The 18,672-nt window shown below is 72.9% G+C and carries 17 protein-coding genes; 16 read left to right on the forward strand and 1 reads right to left on the reverse strand.

From position 1 onward, the window contains the following. The first annotated feature begins 139 nt into the window (after positions 1-139). From ACGFYU_RS16195 to ACGFYU_RS16240, 10 genes are all read left to right on the forward strand, one after another. The gene (locus tag ACGFYU_RS16195) at positions 140-982 is read left to right on the forward strand and encodes a nitrilase-related carbon-nitrogen hydrolase (protein WP_393827918.1); all 843 of its coding nucleotides are present in this window, start codon (positions 140-142) and stop codon (positions 980-982) included. Continuing rightward, positions 979-2,274, forward strand: a complete 1,296-nt coding sequence (locus ACGFYU_RS16200) for an aspartate aminotransferase family protein (protein ID WP_393827919.1) — start codon at positions 979-981, stop codon at positions 2,272-2,274. The genes ACGFYU_RS16195 and ACGFYU_RS16200 overlap by 4 nt, the downstream gene beginning before the upstream one ends. A gap of 10 nt (positions 2,275-2,284) precedes the next feature. After that, a complete protein-coding gene (hydA, locus tag ACGFYU_RS16205) occupies positions 2,285-3,685 on the forward strand; it encodes a dihydropyrimidinase (RefSeq protein ID WP_393827920.1) in 1,401 nt (466 codons plus the stop codon). 43 nt (positions 3,686-3,728) lie between these two features. After that, a complete protein-coding gene (locus ACGFYU_RS16210) occupies positions 3,729-4,730 on the forward strand; it encodes a TIGR03842 family LLM class F420-dependent oxidoreductase (RefSeq protein ID WP_393827921.1) in 1,002 nt (333 codons plus the stop codon). Positions 4,731-4,819: 89 nt separating this feature from the next. Further along, entirely contained in the window at positions 4,820-5,287 is a 468-nt protein-coding gene (locus ACGFYU_RS16215; RefSeq protein WP_393827922.1) for a hypothetical protein, read from the forward strand. Between the two features lie 130 nt (positions 5,288-5,417). Beyond that, positions 5,418-6,512, forward strand: a complete 1,095-nt coding sequence (locus ACGFYU_RS16220; protein WP_393827923.1) for a saccharopine dehydrogenase — start codon at positions 5,418-5,420, stop codon at positions 6,510-6,512. Continuing rightward, positions 6,509-7,090 (forward strand): TetR/AcrR family transcriptional regulator, encoded by a 582-nt coding sequence (locus ACGFYU_RS16225; RefSeq protein WP_393827924.1) that lies wholly within the window; start codon positions 6,509-6,511, stop codon positions 7,088-7,090. The genes ACGFYU_RS16220 and ACGFYU_RS16225 overlap by 4 nt, the downstream gene beginning before the upstream one ends. A gap of 111 nt (positions 7,091-7,201) precedes the next feature. Next, positions 7,202-8,026 (forward strand): inositol monophosphatase family protein, encoded by an 825-nt coding sequence (locus tag ACGFYU_RS16230; protein ID WP_393827925.1) that lies wholly within the window; start codon positions 7,202-7,204, stop codon positions 8,024-8,026. A gap of 68 nt (positions 8,027-8,094) precedes the next feature. Next, the gene (locus ACGFYU_RS16235) at positions 8,095-9,513 is read left to right on the forward strand and encodes a phytoene desaturase family protein (RefSeq protein WP_393827926.1); all 1,419 of its coding nucleotides are present in this window, start codon (positions 8,095-8,097) and stop codon (positions 9,511-9,513) included. Then, positions 9,513-10,022, forward strand: coding sequence for an O-acetyl-ADP-ribose deacetylase (locus ACGFYU_RS16240; protein WP_393827927.1), 510 nt, complete (start codon positions 9,513-9,515; stop codon positions 10,020-10,022). The genes ACGFYU_RS16235 and ACGFYU_RS16240 overlap by 1 nt, the downstream gene beginning before the upstream one ends. Positions 10,023-10,032: 10 nt before the next feature. On the opposite strand, the gene ACGFYU_RS16245 is transcribed toward ACGFYU_RS16240, so the two are convergent. After that, on the reverse strand, positions 10,033-10,506 hold the full coding sequence (locus ACGFYU_RS16245; RefSeq protein WP_393827928.1) for an Lrp/AsnC family transcriptional regulator: 474 nt from the start codon (positions 10,504-10,506) through the stop codon (positions 10,033-10,035). A 278-nt stretch (positions 10,507-10,784) separates the two neighbouring features. Here ACGFYU_RS16245 and ACGFYU_RS16250 point away from each other — a divergent pair, with 278 nt between their 5' ends. The 6 genes from ACGFYU_RS16250 to ACGFYU_RS16275 all read left to right on the forward strand — a co-directional run bounded on the left by ACGFYU_RS16250 (position 10,785) and on the right by ACGFYU_RS16275 (position 18,636). Then, complete coding sequence (locus ACGFYU_RS16250; RefSeq protein ID WP_393827929.1) at positions 10,785-11,663, forward strand: DMT family transporter; 879 nt, start codon at positions 10,785-10,787, stop codon at positions 11,661-11,663. After that, positions 11,656-12,873 (forward strand): aromatic amino acid transaminase, encoded by a 1,218-nt coding sequence (locus ACGFYU_RS16255; protein ID WP_393827930.1) that lies wholly within the window; start codon positions 11,656-11,658, stop codon positions 12,871-12,873. Before ACGFYU_RS16250 ends, ACGFYU_RS16255 begins: the two co-directional genes overlap by 8 nt. Before the next feature lie 219 nt (positions 12,874-13,092). Further along, positions 13,093-14,205, forward strand: coding sequence for a molybdopterin-dependent oxidoreductase (locus tag ACGFYU_RS16260; protein WP_393827931.1), 1,113 nt, complete (start codon positions 13,093-13,095; stop codon positions 14,203-14,205). Positions 14,206-14,232: 27 nt separating this feature from the next. Then, positions 14,233-15,591, forward strand: coding sequence for a rhodanese-like domain-containing protein (locus ACGFYU_RS16265; protein WP_393827932.1), 1,359 nt, complete (start codon positions 14,233-14,235; stop codon positions 15,589-15,591). A 28-nt stretch (positions 15,592-15,619) separates the two neighbouring features. Beyond that, complete coding sequence (locus ACGFYU_RS16270; protein WP_393827933.1) at positions 15,620-16,471, forward strand: sulfurtransferase; 852 nt, start codon at positions 15,620-15,622, stop codon at positions 16,469-16,471. 104 nt (positions 16,472-16,575) lie between these two features. Next, complete coding sequence (locus tag ACGFYU_RS16275; protein WP_393827934.1) at positions 16,576-18,636, forward strand: SpoIIE family protein phosphatase; 2,061 nt, start codon at positions 16,576-16,578, stop codon at positions 18,634-18,636. Positions 18,637-18,672 lie beyond the last annotated feature (36 nt).

An 18,672-nucleotide genomic window follows, 5' to 3' on the forward strand; every position in this document is an offset into this window, starting at 1 on the left:
CACGGGGCGACGTAACGTGATCGACTACTCCAACCGCGCACGGCGGTCTTGCCCCACGCTGTGACGAGGCCTACGTTCTACTCCCTACGTACTCCGTCTACGTGCGTAGAACCGGCGTTCCCGTCGCGAGGAGCAGCTCATGGCCCAAGTCGTCCGCGCCGCGCTGGTCCAGGCCACCTGGACCGGAGACACCGAGTCGATGATCGCCAAACACGAGGAGCACGCCCGCCGCGCCGCCGCCCAGGGCGCGAAGATCATCGGCTTCCAGGAGGTGTTCAACGCCCCCTACTTCTGCCAGGTCCAGGAGCCCGAGCACTACCGCTGGGCCGAGCCCGTCCCCGACGGCCCGACCGTCCGCCGCATGCAGGCCCTGGCCCGCGAGACCGGCATGGTCATCGTCGTCCCGGTCTTCGAGCTCGAAAGCGCCGGCTTCTACTACAACACCGCCGCCGTCATCGACGCCGACGGCAGCTACCTCGGCAAGTACCGCAAGCACCACATCCCCCAGGTCAAGGGCTTCTGGGAGAAGTACTACTTCCGCCCGGGCAACCTCGGCTGGCCCGTCTTCGACACCGCGGTCGGCCGGGTCGGCGTCTACATCTGCTACGACCGCCACTTCCCCGAGGGATGGCGTCAACTGGGTCTGGCCGGAGCCCAGTTGGTGTACAACCCGTCCGCCACCTCCCGAGGCCTGTCCGCGTACCTGTGGCAGCTGGAACAGCCCGCCTCCGCCGTCGCCAACGAGTACTTCGTCGCCGCCATCAACCGCGTCGGCCAGGAGGAGTACGGCGACAACGACTTCTACGGCACCAGCTACTTCGTCGATCCGCGCGGCCAGTTCGTCGGGGAGGTCGCAAGCGACAAGGAGGAGGAACTCCTCGTCCGGGACCTCGACTTCGGACTCATCGAAGAGGTCCGCACCCAATGGGCCTTCTACCGCGACCGCCGCCCCGACGCCTACGGAGGGCTCGTACAGCCGTGACCAACCCGATTCCCCTGCACAGCCGCCACCGCTCCGTCCTGCCCGACTGGCTCGCGCTCTACTACGACCGCCCCATCGAGCTGACCCACGGCGAAGGCCGCCACGTCTGGGACGCCGACGGCAACCGCTACCTCGACTTCTTCGGCGGCATCCTCACCACGATGACCGCCCACGCCCTGCCCGAGGTCACCAAGGCCGTCTCCGAGCAGGCCGGCCGGATCATCCACTCCTCCACCCTCTACCTCAACCGGCCGATGATCGAGCTGGCCGAGCGGATCGCCGCCCTGTCCGGCATCCCCGACGCCCGGGTCTTCTTCACCACCTCCGGCACCGAGGCCAACGACACCGCCCTGCTGCTCGCGACGGCGTACCGCCGCTCCAACCAGATCCTGGCGATGCGCAACAGCTACCACGGCCGGTCCTTCTCCACCGTGTCGATCACCGGCAACCGCGGCTGGTCGCCGACCAGCCTCTCGCCGCTCCAGACGTACTACGTCCACGGAGCCGTCCGCACCCGTGGCCCCTTCGCCCACCTCTCCGACGCCGACTTCACCGCCGCCGCCGTCGCGGACCTCGAAGACGTCCTCGGCCAGGCCCGCGGTGGAGTGGCCGCGCTCATCGCCGAGCCCATCCAGGGCGTCGGCGGCTTCACCTCCCCGCCCGACGGCCTCTACGGAGCCTTCCGCGAGGTCCTCAGCCGCCACGGCATCCTGTGGATCAGCGACGAGGTGCAGACCGGCTGGGGGCGTACGGGCGAACACTTCTGGGGCTGGCAGGCCCACGACCGGAGCGGCCCGCCGGACATCCTCACCTTCGCCAAGGGCATCGGCAACGGCATGTCCATCGGCGGGGTCGTCGCCCGCGCCGAGGTGATGAACTGCCTCGACGCCAACTCCATCTCCACCTTCGGCGGCTCCCCGGTCACCATGGCGGCCGGCAACGCGAACCTCGCGTACGTACTGGAACACGACCTCCAGGGCAACGCCCGCCGCGTCGGCGGCCTCCTCCTGGAGCGGCTGCGCGCCATCGCCGCCCACGTGCCCGCCGTACGGGAGGTACGCGGCCGGGGCCTGATGGCAGGGCTGGAGCTGACCCGGCCCGGCACCGACCGGGCCGACCCGGACGCGGCCGCCGCCGTCCTGGAGGCCGCCCGCGCGGGCGGACTGCTGCTCGGGAAGGGCGGCGGACACGACACCAGCGTCCTGCGCATCGCGCCGCCGCTCTCCCTGACCGTGGCCGAGGCGGAAGAGGGCGCCGAGATCCTCGAACAGGCGCTCCGCAGCATCCAGTAGGGGGATTCCGATGAGCATCCGCACCCTGATCCGCGGCGGCCTGGTCGTCACCGCCGCCGACGAACTGCACGCGGACGTCCTGATCGAGGACGGCCGCGTGGCGGCCCTGGCCGCGAGCGGCTCGGCCGCCGCCGAGGCCTGGACGGCCGACCGTACGATCGACGCGAGCGGGAAGTACGTCATCCCGGGCGGGGTCGACGCGCACACCCACATGGAGCTCCCCTTCGGCGGCACCTCCGCCTCGGACACCTTCGAGACCGGAACCCGGGCCGCCGCCTGGGGCGGCACCACCACCATCGTCGACTTCGCCGTGCAGGGCGTGGGCCAGCCCCTGCGCGCCGGGCTCGACACCTGGTACGACAAGGCCGACGGCCACTGCGCCATCGACTACGCCTTCCACATGATCCTCTCGGACGTCAACGAGGGCACCCTGAAGGAGATGGACCTCCTCGTCGGGGAAGGCGTCACCTCCTTCAAGCTGTTCATGGCGTACCCGGGGGTCTTCTACAGCGACGACGGGCAGATCCTGCGGGCCATGCAACGGGCCTCCTCCAACGGCGGGCTGATCATGATGCACGCCGAGAACGGCATCGCGATCGACGTCCTCGTCGAACAGGCCCTGGCCCGCGGTGAGACCGATCCCCGCCACCACGGCGAGGTCCGCAAGGTACTGCTGGAGGCCGAGGCCACCCACCGCGCCATCCAGCTCGCGCGGGTCGCCGGCTCCCCGCTCTACGTCGTCCACGTCTCGGCGGAGGAGGCGGTGGCCGAGCTGGCCGCCGCCCGGGACAAGGGCCTGCCCGTCTTCGGGGAGACCTGCCCGCAGTACCTCTTCCTGTCCACCGACAACCTCGCCGAGCCCGACTTCCAGGGCGCCAAGTACGTCTGCTCCACGCCGCTCAGGCCCCGCGAGCACCAGGCGGCCTTGTGGCGGGGGCTGCGTACGAACGACCTCCAGGTGGTCTCCACCGACCACTGTCCCTTCTGCTTCCGCGGCCAGAAGGAGCTGGGCCGCGGCGACTTCTCCAAGATCCCCAACGGGCTGCCGGGGGTGGAGAACCGCATGGACCTCCTCCACCAGGCCGTCCTGGACGGGCACATCAGCCGCCGCCGCTGGATCGAGATCGCCTGCGCGAGCCCGGCCCGGATGTTCGGCCTCTACCCGCAGAAGGGCACCATCGCGCCCGGTTCCGACGCCGACATCGTCCTCTACGATCCGCACGCCGAGCAGGTCATCTCCGCCGAGACGCACCACATGAACGTGGACTACTCGGCGTACGAGGGCAAGCGGATCACCGGACGCGTCGAAACGGTCCTCTCGCGCGGTGAACTCGTCATCGACCGGCGCGAGTTCACCGGCCGGGCCGGGCACGGTGCCTTCATCCACCGCGATACCTGCCAGTACCTGTAAGCGCACGCAGCGCCCCGCACGGCGCAAGGAGCAAGGAGCCGCCATGGACTTCGGCCTCGTCCTGCAAACCGACCCGCCCGCCTCCCAGGTCGTCAGCCTGATGCGCCGCGCGGAGCGCAACGGGTTCCGCTACGGCTGGACCTTCGACTCCGCCGTGCTGTGGCAGGAGCCGTTCGTCATCTACAGCCAGATCCTGGAGCACACCCGCAAGCTCCACATCGGCCCGATGGTCACCAATCCGGGCACCCGCACCTGGGAGGTGACCGCCTCCACCTTCGCCACCCTCAACGACATGTTCGGCAACCGCACCGTGTGCGGGATCGGCCGCGGGGACTCGGCGATGCGGGTCGCCGGGCGCAAGCCCAACACCCTGGCCCGGCTCGGCGAGGCCATCGAGGTCATCCGCGACCTGGCGGAAGGCCGCGAGGCGCTCGTCGACGGCAACCCGATCCGCCTCCCCTGGGTCCGGGAGGGTCGCCTCCCGGTCTGGATGGCGGCGTACGGGCCCAAGGCGCTCGCGCTGGCCGGGCAGAAGGCGGACGGGTTCATCCTCCAGCTCGCCGACCTCTACCTCACCGAGTGGATGGTCAAGTCGGTCCGCGAGGCCGCGGCGGAGGCGGGCCGCGACCCGGACTCGATCACCATCTGCGTGGCGGCCCCCGCGTACGTGAGCGAGGACCTCGCCCACGCCCGCGACCAGTGCCGCTGGTTCGGCGGCATGGTCGGCAACCACGTCGCCGACCTGGTCTCCCGCTACGGCGAGCACTCCGGGCTGGTCCCGGACGCCCTGACCGAGTACATCAAGGCCCGCCAGGGCTACGACTACAGCCACCACGGCCGCGCCGGAAACCCGTCCACGGACTTCGTCCCCGACGAGATCGTCGACCGCTTCTGCCTCCTGGGCCCGCCCGAGGCCCACATCGAGAAGCTGACCGCCCTGCGTGACCTGGGCGTCGACCAGTTCGCGGTCTACGACATGCACGACGCCCGCGAGGCCACGATCGACGCCTACGGGCAACACGTCATTCCGGCCCTCAGCGGATGAGATCCGTGCTCAGCGCATCGTAAATCCCTTGTGGCATAGGGGAGATGGTCCATATGTTCGGTGATCCGATCATCTCCCAGGGGGTCTCCATGCGTAAGTTCCTCTCTGTCGCCGGCTGTTTCGCGGCCGTCGCCGCCACCGGCATCGCCTTCGCGCCGGCGGCGAACGCCGGTGGCTTTGGATGCAGTGGGGCGCTCATCGACACGTACGCGGTGAACCTGCCCATTTCCAGCCAGTCGCCGATCCACGTCAGCACGATCAACCTGTACTACGACGCCTCGACCGGCAGGAACTGCGCGTCCAACGTGAAGACGAGCGGTGGTGGGCTCGGCCAGAGCACCTACATGCAGGTCAGCATCGACCGCTGCGTGGCCGGAAGCACGCCCGGCTACCGCTGCACCATCGATGACGACGACTACGACGGCGGCTACTTCAAGACGTACGCGGGGCCGGTCTCGGTCAACGCCTCGGGCCGCTGCATCTCCCTCTTCGCGGAGACCTTCACCCCGAACGGGGAGCACGGGGACGTCCACCGCAACGCAACCCACTGCGGCTAGGGCTTCACCCGCCCCGAATCTCCGCATTTCCGCGCCGCGGGCCCGCAACACGTGGGCCCGCGGCGCTTTTTCGTGGCCGTGTCCGCTGCTACGGCACCATTTCTAGGTCATTTGACCTATAGTTTGCGGCATGAGCGATGAACTGCTTCACGACCCCTCCGGCCCGGTCCTGATCACCGGCGGATACGGAACCGTCGGCGCCGAGATCGCCCGCATGGCGGCCGTCGACTACCCGACCCTGCTGACCGGACGCTCCCCCGAGAAGGGCCGCGAGCTGGCGGCCGAGCTCGGGAGCGAGGTGCGCGCCTGGGACCTCGGCGACCCCACGCCCTTCCGGGCCGGGGTGCGCGCCGTGGTCGGCGCGGTCAACGACCCCGACGACCGGGTCCTGCGGGCCGCCGTCACGGGCGGGATCCCCTACGTCGACATCACCCGGTGGACGGCCCGGCTCCAGCGGGCCGTCACCGTCGCCGCGCTGCTGCGCCCCACCGCCCCGGTGCTGCTCTCCTCGGCGTGGATGGGCGGCGTCAGCAGCCTGGTCGCCGCGAAGCTCGCCGAAGAGCTGGGCGGCGCCGAGCGCGTCGAGATCGCCGTGCGCTGGGACATGGCCGACCGGGCCGGAGCGGACTCCGTGGAGTTCATGGACCGGCTCGGCATCGGCTTCGAGGTGGTCGACGACGGCCGGCGCCGGCTGACCGCGCCGCTCACGGACGCCCGTACGGTACGGGTCGGCGACTTCCCCGTCCGGGTCGCGCGCATCGACACCCCGGAGCAGTTCACCCTTCCCCTGACCCTCGGCACCTCCACCGCGGCCACCCGCATCGGCTTCAGCTCCGCGGCCGCCACCCGCGCCCTCCTCGCCCTGCGCGGTACGGGCTTCTTCCGCTGGGCGGGCGGGGAGCGCTGGGCCCCAGCACGACGGGCCCTGCTCCACTCCCCGGGCGACGGCGGCACCGCCCTCCTCCGCGTCGACGTCGCCCACCGCGGCCGGAGCCGGTCCGCGACCGTCACCGATCCGCGCGGCCAGGGCCACCTGACGGCGGTCGGCGCGCTGCTCGGGCTGCGGCGTGTGCTCGGCGCCGACGGGTCCGCCGCTCCCGAGGGCGTGGTCTTCCCGGAGCAGCACCCCGAGCCCGGCGCGGCGGCCGCGCTCCTCGCCGCCCACGGCGTCCGCGTCGACCTCGCCGCCGAGCACGACCGGGCCGGGGTCCCGGCCGCCGCGTGAGCCCCGGACCGACCTCCAAGGGGACGCTGCGGCGCACGGCACTGCTGGACGCCGCCGAGCGGATCCTCGGCTCGGCGGGCGGCGCGGAACTCACCATGCGCGCCGTCGCCGACGCCGCCGGTGTCCGGCTGGGCCACCTCCAGTACTACTTCCCGGCCCGCTCCGACCTCCTGACGGCCCTGCTCGACCGGATCCTCACCGCCTCCCTGGAGCGCGTCGAGGGCCTGACGGACACGAGCGGCACCGACGGCGGCCTCCCGGCCGTCCTGGACAGCGTCCTCGGCGAACACGAAGACCTGCCCCTGGTACGGCTGTTCACCGAGGTGTGGGCCATGGCCGCCCACGACGAGGAGGCCGCCACTGCCGTCCGCGCCTTCTACGCCCGGTACGCGGAGCACGTGGCGGCATTCATCCGCCACCACCGGCCCGCCGTGACCGCCGCCGAGGCACACGCGCGCGCCGAGGTCTTCGTGATGCTGATGGAGGGCTCGGCCCTGTTCCGCTCGGGCGTCGCCGGCCGCCCCGGGCCCCGGACCGACGCCCGGCTGCGGGCCACCCTGCTGGGCCTCCTCGTATGAGCCTGGGCGGGGGTCCCGCCCAGGGCGGTTCACCGGGAATCCACCCCCTGTGCGGACCGGCGACCCGTACCGTCGGTGGGGTTTGTCGGTGGGGCGTGCTTTGCTGGAGGCATGATCGATGAGTTCCTGGCCCGTGGCCTGTCCGATGTCGAAGAGGCCGTCCGCAAGGCGGCGGCGGTCGAGATCATGCCGAGGTTCCGGCAGCTCGCCGAGCACGAGGTCGACCAGAAGAGCGGACCGCACGACCTGGTGACGGTCGCCGACCGCAAGGCGGAGGAGCACCTCACGGCCTCCCTGACCCGGCTGCTCCCCGGCTCGGCCGTCGTCGGCGAGGAGGCCGTGCACGCCGACCCGACGGTGTACGGGGCGCTGCGCGCCGACGCGCCGGTGTGGATCGTGGACCCGGTCGACGGCACCCGGCAGTTCGTCTCCGGCGACCCCGCCTTCTGCACCCTGGTGGCGCTGGCCCACCGCGGGGAGATCCTCGCCTCCTGGACCTTCGCCCCGGCCCTGGAGGAGATGGCGACCGCCGTGCGCGGGCAGGGTGCGTACGTGGACGGAGAGCGGATCCGCAGCGGCTCGCCCGAGCCCGGCGCCGAGCTGCGCGTGGCCATGGCCCACCCGCTGTACACCTCCGAGGCGGACAAGCGGGCCCTGAGCCGCCTGGACGTGCCCGGGGTCGCCGCCCGCCCGTGCGGTTCGGCCGGCCTGGAGTACCTGAGGGTGGCCCGCGGCGAGATGGACGGCCTGGCCTTCACCTGGCCCTCGGCCTGGGACCACGCGGCCGGTCTGCTGCTGGTCGCCGAGGCCGGCGGGGCGCAGAGCACCGTCGCCGGGGTTCCCTTCCGGGTGGACCGGGACAACGCGCTGCCGTTCGCCGTCGGACGCGACGAGCCCACCGCCGTACGGATCCGCGACCTGCTGCGGGGCGAGTAGGCCGACCGGCCCGCGCGGGCGGCGGAATATCCTGGGAGCGAAGGCGCCGCCGGACGAAGGAGTCGCAAGTGCCGTCGATTCTCGATGCGGTCGTGGTGGGGGCGGGGCCCAACGGGCTGACGGCCGCCGTCGAACTGGCCCGGCGCGGCTTCTCGGTGGCCGTCTTCGAAGCCGCCGACACGGTCGGCGGGGGAGCCCGGACCGAGGAGCTCACCCTGCCCGGCTTCCGGCACGACCCCTGCTCGGCGGTGCACCCGCTCGGCATCGGCTCGCCGGTCTTCGCCACCATGCCGCTGAAGCGGTACGGGCTGGAGTGGCTGCACGCCCCGCTGCCGATGGCGCACCCCTTCGACGACGGAACGGCCGCCGTCCTCTCCCGCTCGGTCGCGGAGACGGCGGCCTCCCTCGGCCCGCGCGACGCGGGTGCCTACCGCCGCCTGGTGAACCCGTACCTCGGCAAGTGGGACACCCTGGCGCGGGACTTCATGTCCCTGCCGAGCACCGCGCTGCCCCGCGACCCGCTCACCCTCGCCCGCTTCGGGCTGGCCGGACTGCCCCCCTCCACCTGGCTCCTGCGCCGCTTCCGCGACGAGCGGGCGCGCGCCCTCTTCGCGGGGCTCGTGGCGCACGTCATCGCCCCGCTCGGCGGGATCGCCACGGGCGCCGTCGGCCTGGTCTTCGCCCTCGCCGCGCACGCGGGCGGCTGGCCGATGCCGCGCGGCGGCTCGCAGTCCATCTCCGACGCCCTCGCCGCCTACCTGCGCGACCTCGGCGGCGCGGTCCACACCGATTTCGAGGTCAAGCGGCTCGACGACCTCCCGCCCGCCCGCACCTACGTCTTCGACACCTCGCCGACCGCGCTGGCCCGCATCGCCCGCCTGGGGCGCGCCTACGACGGCTACCGGTACGGCGCCGCCGCGTTCAAGCTCGACTACGCCCTGGACGGCCCCGTCCCGTGGACGGCCGAGGAGCCGCGCCGGGCCGGCACCGTCCAGATCGGCCCGCGCGCCCGCGACATCGACGCGGCCCTCCAACTCGCCTCGGGCGGCCGCGCCCCGCGCAACCCCTTCCTCATCACCGCGCAGCCCAGCCTCGCCGACCCCGGTCGCGCGCCCGCCGGCAAGCACGTGTTCTGGGCGTACGGCCATGTCCCCGCGGGCTGGGACGGCGACCTCACCGACGCCGTCGAACGCCAACTGGAGCGCTTCGCACCGGGCTTCCGCGACCTGGTCCTGGCCCGCGCCACGGCCGGCCCACCGCAACTCGCCGCCCGCAACCCCAACTACGTCGGCGGTGACATCGCCTGCGGCGCCGCCTCGGGACTCCAACTCCTGCTCCGCCCAAGGCTCTCCCTGTTCCCGTACGCCACGGCCCACCCGGCCGTCTTCATCTGCTCCTCGGCGACCCCGCCCGGCCCCGGCGTCCACGGCATGTCCGGCCACAACGCGGCCAAGGCGGTCTGGCGCCACCTGCGAAAGGATTCCTGATGGTCCGCATCACCCTGGTCCGCGGCGACATCACCGCCGAGAAGGCCGACGCCATCGTCAACGCCGCGAACTCCTCGCTGCTCGGCGGTGGCGGGGTCGACGGCGCCATCCACCGGCGCGGCGGCCCGGAGATCCTCGCCGCCTGCGAGGACCTGCGCCGCTCCCACTACGGCAAGGGCCTGCCGACGGGCCGCGCCGTCGCCACCACGGCCGGCCGCCTTCCGGCCGAGCACGTCATCCACACCGTCGGCCCCGTCTGGTCCCGTGACGAGGACCGCTCGGAGCTGCTCGCCTCGTGCTACCGCGAATCCCTGCGGGTCGCCGACGAGCTGGGGGCCCGTACGGTCGCCTTCCCGGCCATTTCCACCGGCATCTACGGGTGGCCCATGGACGACGGGGCGCGGATCGCGGTGGAGACCGTACGGGCGGCCCGGACCGAGGTGGAAGAGGTGCGCTTCGTCCTCTTCGACGACAAGGCCTACGCGGCCTTCGCCGCCCGGGTCGGCTGACCCGCGGGGATCAGGACCTTCTGCCCGGGGCCGGACGGGGGTAGGTCCTGGACTGCTTGACGCTGCCGTAGGCGAAGCTCGACTCGATCGAGGCGATCCCCGGGATGGCGTGGATCCGGTGCCGCACCAGGGCCTCGTACGCCTCCAGGTCCTCGATGACGACGCGGAGCAGGTAGTCGCTGCTGCCCGCCATCAGGTAGCAGTCCTGGATGTGCTCGATGACCGCGACGTGCTCCTCGAAGAGCCGGACCGCCTCCGCCGTGTGGCGCTCCAGCCGGATCCGGACGAAGACGGTGACCGGGAGTCCGAAGGCGACCTGGTCGACCATGGCCGTGTAGCCGCGGATGAGACCGGTCTCCTCCAGGCGTCGGACCCGGCGCAGGCAGGGCGACGGGGAGAGCCGGACCCGGTCGGCGAGCTCCTGGTTGGTCAGGCGTCCGTCGGCCTGCAATTCCCGGATGATCTGCAGATCGACTGCGTCCATGGCCACTCCTTGGCAGATTCTGCCCCAAACGTATGTCCGAGAGATAGAACTGGCAATCGGCTGCCCCGCCCCAGGCCCTAGCGTTGCCAGTGACGGACCAGACCGGTCCGGTCCCAGAGGCTGGAGCACTTTCCTTGGTCGCGACGAACACCTCCACAGCGGCCGCGCCTTCCGATGCGGCGGGCCCGCGTGCCGGACACCCTCCCCCAGCTACCGCTGGGGGGACCCCCAGCCGGCGCGGGCTCTCCCCGCAGACCCAGGGCACCCTGGCGCTGCTCGTGACCGTGTCGATCTGGGCCGCCTTCGCGCTCAGCGCCCGGGCCCTGAGCGCCTCCACCCTGCTGCCCGCCGACGCGGCCCTGCTGCGCTTCGGCGTCCCGCTCGTCGTCCTGGCCCCCGCGCTCTGGCGCCGGCGCCGGCGCATCGCCGCCGTACGGCCGGGCGCCGCGGCCAAGATCGTCTGCGGGGCGGGGGTGCCGTTCTTCCTGGCCGCGATGCACGGCGGCGCCCTGACCTCGGCCGCCTTCGTCGGCTCGATCGTCCCCGGCATGGTCCCGCTCTTCGTCTCCGCGCTCATGGTGGCCCGCGGTCACCGCGCCCCGCGCGGCACGCAGGCGGCCGGACTCGCGCTGATCGCGGTCGGCGTGGTCGCCCTCGTCTGGCGCTACGTCGTCCCCGTGGACGCCGGCGTGCTGGAGGGCGCGGGCACGCTCCTGGTGGCCAGCGGACTGTGGGCCCTGTACACGGTGGGGCTGCGCGACGTGGACCTCGATCCCGTCGGGTCCATCGGGCTGCTGTGCCTGCCCTCCTTCGCGGTGATCGGGCTCCTGGTCCTCACCGGGGTGCTCCCCACCGGGCTCGCCCACGCCGCGGGCGGCGACATCGCCCTCTTCCTCGTGGTGCAGGGGCTCGGGGTCGGCCTGTGCGCCGGCCTGCTGTACGCCTTCGCCATCCGCCGGCTGGGCGCCGAGCGCAGCGCCGTCGGCGGCAGCCTCAGCCCCGTGGCCGTGGTCCTGCTCGCCATCCCGCTGCTCGACGAGTCGCCCACCCTCGCCGTCCTGATCGGCGTCCCCCTCATCACCGCCGGCGTCGTTCTCGCCAACCGCCGTCCCTCCGTCCGCCCCCACCCCCGCCCCGAGGTTCCCGCAGATGCTTGAGCTCCTCCCGCCGCCGCCCACCGACCCGCTGTGGGACCTGACCGCCGAGTTCGCGGCCGACGAGCGGCCCGAGCGGCTGAACCTGGTCCTCGGCGTCTACCGCGACGCCGCGGGCCGCACGCCCGTCATGGCCGCCGTCCGCGAGGCGGAGATCCGCCTCGCGGAGCGCTCCGCGTCCAAGGAGTACCGGGGCCTGTCCGGCAACGCCGCCTTCAACCGGGCCCTGCTGGGGACGGTCCTGGGGGCCGGGGCCGCCGAAGGCTCCCCGTGGTCCGAGGCGCCGGTCGACCGGGCCGCGGCGGTCCAGACCGTCGCGGGCTCCGGCGCGCTGCGGCTGCTCGCCGATCTGATCTGCCGGACCCGCCCCGGCACCACGGTCTGGGTCAGCGACCCGGCCTACGTCAACCACCGGCCCATCCTGGAGGCCGCCGGGCTGCGGGTGCGCCCGTTCGGCTGGCTCGACGCGGACGGCGCCTTCGACGCGGCCGGAGTGCTGCGCGAGCTCAGCGGAGCCCGGCGGGACGACGTCGTGCTGCTCCAGGGCTGCTGCCACAACCCCACCGGGGTCGACCCGTCGCCGGAGGACTGGGCGGCCCTGGCCGAACTGGCCGTCCGGGACGGCTGGGTGCCCTTCGTCGACCTCGCCTACCACGGGCTCGGCGGCGGCCTGGAAGCCGACCTGGCGCCCACCCGCATGCTGGCCGCGCGCGTGCCGGAGATGCTCATCGCCGTCAGCTGCTCGAAGAACTTCGGCCTCTACAGCGACCGCACCGGCTGCGCCATCGTCCTGGGCGCGTCCGGCCGGGCCGTACGGCACGCCGAGACGACCCTGCAGAACGCCGCCCGGACTCTGTACTCGATGCCGCCCGAGCACGGCGCGGCCGTGGTCACGGCGATCCTGGAGGACGAGCGGCTGCACGCGCTGTGGCGGGCGGAACTGGAGGTCATGCGGGGCCGGATCGCGGCCAACCGCACCGACCTGACCGCGCACTTGAGCGCCCTGGGATGCGAGGCGCAGGCGCGCGTGCTCGCCCGGCAGCAGGGCATGTTCTCGATGCTGCCGCTCTCGCCGGAGCAGATGCTCCGGCTGCGCAGGCAGTTCGCGATCTACGGCACGACCTCGGGGCGGATCAACATCGCGGGCATCCCGGCCCACCGCATTCCGTTCCTCGCGCGGGGCATCGCGGGGGTCATCGCCATGGGCGCATGACAGTCCCCGGCAGTCTCGCCGATCCATGAGCCATCCGCCGTCGCCGATGACTCCCGTGGTTCGCAAGTGCTGCCGGGGGCCTGGCCAGAGCCTGGAACAGGGTCACGCGGGCCTCAGGACGTCTCCGGAGGGAGGTGCGGCTCTTTCCGGTATTCCGGTGTATTGATGAGTTTCCTCCCTATTTCGCCGGAGTCAAGGGACCAGACCTAAACTGCTGTCATGACGGCACGGCCGGTTTCGCCAGGGCCCGGTGCCACGGTCTGGGCACCCGAGCCGGTCACGGCCGACCCGTACAACGCCCAGACGCCGGCGGCCGCCCTGTCCGAACCGGTGACCCCGGCGAACGCCCTCTTCGTACGCGACCACTTCGGCATCCCGCAGACCACATCCCGCAGGTGGCGGCTGCGGCTCGGCGGAGCCGCGGCCGCCCCGTTCGACATCGGCCACGACGAGCTGGCCGCGATGGAGCACCGGGAACTCGACGTCGTCCTGGAGTGCGCGGGCAACGGCCGCGCCCTGATGAAGCCCCGCCCGCCCGGCCTGCCCTGGGACCAGCGGGCGGTCGGCTGCGCCCGCTTCGCGGGGGTGCCGTTCCGCTCCCTCGCCGCCCGGGCCCGGATCGATCCGGCGGCCGTGGAGATCGTCTTCACCGGAGCCGACTCCGGCACCGTGCACGGGCAGCCGACGGCCTTCGAGCGCAGCCTCCCGCTCGCCGTGGCCCTCCATCCCGACACCCTCCTCGCCACCCGCATGAACGGTGAGCCGCTCGCACCGGAGCACGGGGCGCCCGTCCGCCTGATCGTCCCGGGCCGGTACGCGGTCGCCGACGTGAAGTGGCTGGTCGAGGCGTGGGCCGTCACGGAGCCCTTCACCGGCGTCTTCCAGGCCGAGGAGTACGTCTACATCGCCTCCGAGGGCATCCCCGAGGGGCCCGTGACGACCGTACGGGTCAAGTCGCTGATCACCGAGCCCGAGCCGGACACGGCCCTCGGCCGCGGCCGGGAGGTACGCGTACGCGGCCGCGCCTGGTCGGGCGGCGGGGTGCCCGTACGGCGCGTCGAGGTGCGGGCCGCCTACGAGGGCGACGAGGGCCCGGGAACCGGCGCGGGCCCGGCCGAGGACGACTGGCACGACGCCGTCCTCGAACCCCCGGCCGGCCCCTACGGCTGGACCGGCTGGTCGTACCGCTGGCTGCCGCCGCACCCCGGCCCGTACCGGCTGCTGTCCCGCGCCACCGATGAACACGGCGACACCCAGCCGCCCCGGGCCCCGTGGAACGCCCACGGCTACGGGTGCAATCCCGTGGCATCCGTCGACGTGGTCGTCGTCTGAACGACCTTGGCAGCGCGGGGTGACCCCATGAACCGGACCGAGATCGAGATCATGACCACCGCATCGCTCGGCGACACCAGCTACCTCCTCGTGAGCGGCGACGAGGCAGCGCTGGTCGACCCGCAACGGGACAGCTGGGAACTGGTGGAGTCCTGTACCTCCAGGGGGGTGGCGATCCGGTACGTCCTGGAGACCCATGTGCACAACGACTACGTCTCCGGCGCCCTGGAGGTCCGCGCCGCGACCGGCGCCACCGTGGCCGGCCCCGCCCGCGCCCCGTACGCCTTCGACCACCTCCCCCTCGCGGAGGACGACGAGATCACCGTGGGGGAGGCGACCGTACGGGCGATGGAGACACCCGGCCACACCGCCGAGCACACCTCCTACCTCGTCTTCGACGATACGCAGCGGGCACCGACGGCCGTCTTCACCGGAGGCAGCCTCCTCGTCGGCAACGCCGGCCGCACCGACCTCTCCGGCGCCGACCACACCGAGGAACTGGCCCGGGCGCAGTTCAAGAGCCTGCGGCGGCTCGCCCTGCTGCCGGACGCCACCCGCGTGCTGCCCACGCACGGCGCGGGCAGCTCCTGCACGGCCGGCCCGGTGTCGCGGGACCGGACCACCACCGTGGGCGCCGAGCGGCGCACCAACCCCGCGCTGGCCACCCGGGACGAGGCGGAGTTCGTCAGCGGCAGGCTGGCGGGCCTGCCCCCGTACCCCGCCTACTACCACCACATGGCGCCGATCAACCGGTCCGGGCCCCGGGTGCTCGGCGGCCCGCCCGCGCCCCGGCCGCTCACGCCGGCCGTGGTGGAGGGGCTGTCCGGGGGCGGCGCCCAGATCGTCGACGGGCGCGACCGCAAAAGCTTCGCCGCTGGCCACGTGCCCGACTCGGTCTGGGACGAGCTGGACGACCGCTTCGCGAGCCTGGTCGCCGAGGTGGTGCCCTTCGGCACCCGGCTGGTGCTGGTGCTGCCCGAGCCGGCCGAGGACGCGGCCCGCGAGGCGGCCGTGCAGCTGCTGCGGATCGGATACGAGAACGTCGCCGGGTACCTGGCGGGCGGCGTGGACGCCTGGGCCGCCGCCGGCCGGCCGCTGCGGTCCCTCCGCACGGCGGACGTCTCCGAACTGGCCGGGCGCCTCGCCGGCACCTGCGTGCTCGACGTACGCCCGGTGCGCCCGGAGGGCGGCATCCCGGGCACGCTCTCCATTCCGCTGGCCGAACTGCCCCGCCGGCTGGGCGAGCTGCCGCGCGACCGGGAGATCTGGACGGTGTGCGGGAGCGGGCGCCGGGCCACCATCGCCGCGAGCCTGCTCGACCGGGCAGCGATCCCCGTCACGGCCGTGATCAGAGGAGGAGTACGGAACCTGATGGCACACGCGTGACCGCGCAGAGGACGAAAGGACGACGATCATGGAAGGCAACGGCTACGCACATCCGGAAACACTGGTGGACACCGACTGGCTGGCCGCCCACCTCGACGACCGAACGGTCCGCGTCATCGACGTGGACGAGGACACCACCGCCTACGACCAGGCCCACATACGCGGCTCCGTGGGCTGGAACTGGACCACTGACCTGCACACCCCCGTGGGGCGCGACTACGTGGACCGCGACGCCCTCGGCGCGCTGCTGGCCGAGGCCGGGGTCGACTTCGACACCACCGTGGTCCTCTACGGTGGCAACAACAACTGGTTCGCCGCCTACGCCTACTGGATCATGCGGCTGCGCGGCTTCAGCCGGGTCAAGCTGCTCGACGGCGGCCGCAAGAAGTGGGAGCTGGAAGGCCGGGAGATGACCCCGGAGGTCCCGCAGTACGCCCGCACCTCCTTCACTGTGATGGGCGAGGAGAACCCGCAGTTCCGCGCGATGCGCGCCGAGGTGCTGGACAGCGTGGGGACTGGGATCCACATGGTCGACGTCCGGTCCCCGGAGGAGTACCGCGGCGAGAAGCTGGCGCCCCCGCACCTGCCGCAGGAGCAGGCACAGGTCCCCGGCCACATCCCCGGCGCCGCCAATGTCCCCTGGGCGCAGGCGGCCAACGACGACGGCACCTTCAAGTCGGCCGGCGAGCTGAAGGCGCTGTACACGGGCAAGGGCATCACCCCCGAACGCGAGGTCATCGCCTACTGCCGCATCGGCGAACGGTCCTCGCACACCTGGTTCGCGCTCCACGAGCTCCTCGGCTACCCGGACGTCAAGAACTACGACGGCTCCTGGACCGAGTACGGCTCGTTGGTGCGCGCCCCCGTCGAGATGGGCTGACCGCACCAGGAGCGGCACCCGGGCGCCGGACGCAGAGCCCCGCACCGATGCCTCGGATAGGGTGAATCGGTAGGAATCGGGCCCCCCGGGGTGAGGTCGGTGCGGTGGACACGTACGAGTCGACGAGCGAGGTGCCGGACCCGCCGGTGGCGGCCGTCGGCTACGCCGGCGTGCTCCGCGAGCTGCTGCCGATCGCCCTGTGGCGGGAGGACGCGGGCGGCCGCGTCGTGGAGTGGTCGCTCGCCGCCCAGGACCTGCTCGGGTACCGCCCCGAGGACATCCTCGGCCGCCTCGGCACCGAGGTCCTCGTCCCCGAACCCAACCGCGAGCTCGCCGACCAGCTCACCCACCGCGTGCAGGCCGGGGAGACCGTCGTCGGCATCCTGCCCGTGCGCCACCGCGACGGCCACCGCGTCGCCATGGAGATGTGGATCGTCCCCGCCGTCGACCCGCACGGCCGTATGGGCGCCATGCTGATCGCCGTGGAGACCTCCGAGGTCCTCCACATGCGCGACTCCCTCGCCGCGCTGCAGAGCCTCTTCACCCAGTCGCCCATCGGCCTCGCCACCCTCGGCCCCGACCTGCGCTTCCTGCGGGTCAACGACGCCCTGGCCCGGATGAACGGGGTCTCCGCCACCGAACACCTCGGCCGGCGGCTCACCGAGGTGGTCCCCGGTGTCAACGCCACCGCGCTGGAGGCGATGATGCAGCGGGTGCTCGACGGGGGCACGGCCGTCGTCGACGTCCGCCGCACCGGGCGCACCCCCGCCGACCCCGAGCACGACCGGACCTGGTCCTGCTCCTACGCCCCGCTGCTCGACGGCTCCGGGCACCCCCTCGGGCTGATCGCCTCGCTCATCGACATCACCGAGGGCCAGCAGGCCCAGGCCGACGCCGAACGGGCCCGCCACCGCTTCGCCCTGCTGGCGGAGGCCGGCACCCGCATCGGCACCACCCTGGACCTGCGGCAGACGGCCCAGGAGGTCGTGGACCTCCTGGTACCGCAGCTCGCGGACTCGGCCGACGTACAGCTCCTCGAAGCGGTCCTCGGCCCCGACGAGGCCGCCGTCCCCGCGGCCTCCACCCGCGGGCTCATGCGCCGGCTCGCGGCCTCCTTCCCCGACCCGACCGCCCCCACCGCGAAACTCGCCGCGGGCCAGACCTTCCAGATCCCCACGGGCTCGGTCTACGAACAGGTCATCGCCGAGGGCCGGCCCATGAACCTCTACGCCTCCGACGTCCCGGCGCTGATCACGGACCCGCGCGCCGGGCCGCTGCGCGACTACCTCGCCACCCTCGGCTCCGCGCGCATGATCCCGCTGGTCGCGCGCGGCACCGTACTCGGCGCCGTCGCCGTCACCCGGCTCCGCCAACGGGAGCCCTTCGACGAGGAGGACCGCGTCCTGATCGACGAGCTGGTCGCCCGCGCCGCCCTCAACATCGACAACGCCCGGATGTACACCCGGCAGCGGCAGGCCGCCCTCACCCTCCAGCGCAGCCTCACCAACAGCGCCCTGCCCGAGGTCACGGCCCTCGAACTCACCGGCCGCTACCTGCCGGCCAGCGACCACGACGTCGGCGGGGACTGGTACGACGTCATCCAGCTGCCCGGCGGCCGGACCGGGCTGGTCATCGGCGACGTCATGGGCCACGGGATCCACGCGGCGGCCGTCATGGGACAGCTGCGCACGGCCGTACGGACCCTCGCGCGCCTCGACGTGCCCCCGGATCGGATGCTCCGCTCGCTCGACGCGGTCGTGGCCGACCTGGGGGAGGACGAGATGGCCACCTGCGTCTACGCCGTCCACGACCCGGCGTCCGGAGGCTGCGTGATCGCCCGCGCCGGCCACCCGCCACCGGCCGTGGCCGCGGCCGACGGCACCATCACCTTCCTCGACGGCCCGCCCGGAACCCCGCTGGGCACCGGCGGCCAGGACTTCCGCACCGAGGAGGTGCCGCTGCCCCCGGGGAGCCTGCTCGTGCTCTACACCGACGGGCTCATCGAGGCCCGGGACCGGGACCTCGACGAGGGCATGGACCGGCTGGCGCAGGCCCTGGGCGGGGCGGAGCAGCCGCTGGAGGAACTGTGCGAGGGGATCCTGGAGAGCCTGCTCCCGTACGCTCCCCAGGACGACGTGGCGGTCCTCCTGGCCCGCACCCGGTAGAACCCAGCCCCGCCGGCAGGCGCAGGACCGCCCAGG

The organism is Streptomyces sp. NPDC048337 (genome assembly GCF_043201175.1).
Lineage (GTDB): Bacteria > Actinomycetota > Actinomycetes > Streptomycetales > Streptomycetaceae > Streptomyces.